This window comes from Kineococcus indalonis, assembly GCF_009906395.1.
GTDB classification, from domain to species: domain Bacteria; phylum Actinomycetota; class Actinomycetes; order Actinomycetales; family Kineococcaceae; genus Kineococcus; species Kineococcus indalonis.
The window spans coordinates 1-2315 of record NZ_JAAALM010000584.1; the positions used below are offsets into that span (position 1 = coordinate 1).

General features: G+C 77.6%; 2 protein-coding genes. One reads left to right on the forward strand and one right to left on the reverse strand.

Features of this window, described 5'->3' with window-relative positions:
• A partial coding sequence (locus GTR00_RS19130) for a hypothetical protein (protein WP_205706207.1) occupies positions 1-455 on the forward strand: 455 nt, incomplete at its 5' end.
• Positions 456-509: 54 nt separating this feature from the next.
• On the opposite strand, the gene GTR00_RS19135 is transcribed toward GTR00_RS19130, so the two are convergent.
• The coding region (locus GTR00_RS19135; protein WP_166613150.1) for an alpha/beta hydrolase at positions 510-2315 on the reverse strand (1806 nt) is incomplete at its 5' end.

Consider the following 2315-nt stretch of genomic DNA (forward strand, 5'->3'; position numbering starts at 1 on the left):
CGCCCGCGCAGCGCCCGCCGCTGGGGCTGCTGCTGGGCCAGGCCGCCGCGGGCGTGCTCCTGGGCGTGCTCTGGTGGGCGCTGGCGCGCCGGCCCGGGGCCTGGCTGGTCGGCGAGCCGCTGGTCACCTCCACCGCGCAGTACCCCGTCGCGCGTGACGGCTCCTTCGCGGTGCTGACCGCGCTGGCCGGCCTGGTCGGCGCCCTGGTGGTGCTGCGCCGCGCCGGCGAGCGCCCCGTGCCGGTGCTGGTGGCCGGCGTGGCCGGGGCGCTGGCGGGCGCCCTGCTGACCGTGGCCACCGCCGGCGCGCTGCCGCCGTCGGACCCGGGCGAGCCCGCCCACGTGTCGGTGTACGCCTGGGTGGTGGTGCTGGTGCAGCCCCTGGTGCTCAGCTGCGTGGTGGCCGTGGTGACCCTGTCGGCCACGCTGGTCGACTGGGTGCGCTCGCCCGGCTGACGGCCGGGGCGCGCTCCGGGCAGGGGCCGATCCCCGCCCGGAGCGTCCCGCGGGTCACGGGGTGTAGCCGGTCCCCTCGCACGTGGTGTCCGCCGTCGGTGCCGCCCCGGTCGCCAGGAAGCGGTCCACGAGGCCGTCCACGCAGGGGTTGCCGATGCTGGCGTAGACCACGTGGTCACCCTCGTTGCGCACGGTGACCAGCCGGGAGCTGGGCAGCGCCTGGTGCGTGCGCAGCACCCCCTCGAGGGGGGTGGCCGCGTCGCGCTCGGAGGCCACGAGCAGCACGGGCGGCAGGTCCCGCCCGTCCGGCCGGGGCAGGCTCAGCGGGGGGCGCTCCCAGTACCCGCACGGCTGGCGCGTCTGCGCCCACCCGGTCACCGGGTACAGCGTGCCCTGCCGCTGGCCCAGGGCGTTCCAGGCGTCCGCGCCCTGCGCCCACGCGGTGTCGTTGCAGACGACGTTGTAGAGGGTGGCGGTGCGCGCCTCGTCGGCCGTGGGTGCGGCGGCCGCCCAGGAGGGGAGCGGTCCGCCCTCCAGGAAGAGCGCCAGCTTGCGGCGCTCCTGCCCGGTGTCCTTCATCCGCGGCGCCTTGCCCGCCGGCATCGTGCGGGCCCTCGGCGGCGTCCACGCGGGGGGCGCGGCGCTCGTGCGCGTCCCCGCCGCCGCGCTCAGCGGCGCGGTGGTGGTGGACGTGGTGGTGGACGCGCTCGCCTGGGCGGCGAGCAGGCTGTCGACGTAGCTCATGCCCTCGGCCAGTTCGCGGAAGCGCACCTTGCCGTACATCGCGCGGCTGATCGCACCGTCGAGGGCGTTGCCGTCGACGACGCCGACCCCGGTCAGGTCCAGCGGCTGGGCGCGCAACCGGGAGCGCATGCGCTCGTAGGTGGCCTCCACCTCCGCCGGGGTCCGCCCCAGGTGCAGGGCGGCGTCGTACGTCGCGGCGAGCGGCTGGAACTCGGTGCGGAAGCGCCGCTGGAAACCCATCGGCTGGTCCTCGGCGGTGCTCTGCTGCCAGGGGTTCGTCACGTCGACCACCGAGTCGAGCACGAAGCGGCCGACCCGGGCGGGGAAGTACGTCGCGTACTGCGCGCCCAGCCACGTCCCGGCGCTGTACCCCACGAAGTCCAGCTGCGCCCTGCCCAGCAGCGCCCGGACCAGGTCGATGTCGGCGACCGTCTGCTCGGTGTTCAGGTACGGGGCCAGCGGCGAGGAGGTGCGGCAGGCCGTGGCGACCTGCTGCATGGCCGCGGCCGTGACCGCCAGGGCCTGGGCGGAGCGGTCGCGCGGGTCGGGCGTGCCGGGGAACGCGCTGATCCCGCAGGTGGCGCGCGTGCTGCTGCCCGTGCCCCGCACGTCGATGCCGATCGCGTCCGAGGTGGCGGCCAGCTGGGGCCGGCCCGCCGAGACCACCGGTGTCGCCAGCCCCACGTTGCCGGGGCCACCGGGGTTGATGACGACGATGCGCGCCGGGCGCGCACCCGAGCGCCTGAGGCGGCTGACGGCGATGCCGATCTCGTCGCCGTCCGCGGGGTTCCTCCAGTCGCGGGGGGCGCGCACCGACGTGCACTCCAGCAGCGGGGCCTGCTCGGCGGGGACCGATCCGCCGGGGCAGGCGCCCCAGACGAGCTGCTGCGTCCGGAACCTCGCCGGGGTCCGCGCGAGGAACTGCTCCTCGGCCAGCGCCAGCGTCGCCGGGCGCGCCGTCGCCATCGCGCTCAGCGGCGCGTTGCCCGGCAGGGCCCGGGTGGTCGCCGCCGCGACGGCGGACGGGGCGGTGGGGGCGATCGTTGCCGCCGCGACGAACCCGAGGGCCCCCGCGGCGGCGCGCGCCAGGAACCTGCGCCCGGCGCCGGGCCGGGG